We start from the raw sequence: 502 nt of genomic DNA on the forward strand, positions 1-502 counted from the left end.
CTTCACAAGCACCACAGATGCCTTCGCGACAGGAATGCATCACGTCAACACCGTTTTCAATCAGCGCATCGAGTATGCTTTTGCCCTGATTTATCTTGAGGGTCTTCCCGGTCCTCGCCAGTACGATCTCATACCCACCTGACGTCGCGGCTTCCTGCAGCGGTATAAAGCTCTCGAAGTGAACCCTGCCATCAGAGATGGACAGCGCCTTTGCTTGCTGGGAATAGACCTGAATCATCCCAGCCGGCCCACAACAATAGTAATGCCGGGTTTCATCATCACCACGGAAAACCTCCTGAATGTGAGCGACGGTAGCCTCCACGTCGTACCCCAACAGCAACTGGACCTTGTCCTGGGTGATGTGGCCTTGCATCGCGTCGATCAACGCGGCGTGGTTAACACTACGAGCGAAGTAATGCAGCTCCCAGTCCATTTTTTTGCTATTCAAGTACTGCGCCATACACCAAAGCGGCGTAACCCCTATCCCACCCGCGATCAGCAC

General features: G+C 54.0%; 1 protein-coding gene. It reads right to left on the reverse strand.

The window, feature by feature from the left end; genetic code table 11:
- On the reverse strand, nucleotides 1-448 hold a 448-nt coding region (locus tag AC1DRJ_RS32285), incomplete at its 3' end, for a 2Fe-2S iron-sulfur cluster-binding protein (RefSeq protein WP_477805652.1).
- Nucleotides 449-502: the final 54 nt, after the last annotated feature.

The organism is Pseudomonas sp. P5_B2 (assembly GCF_056400445.1).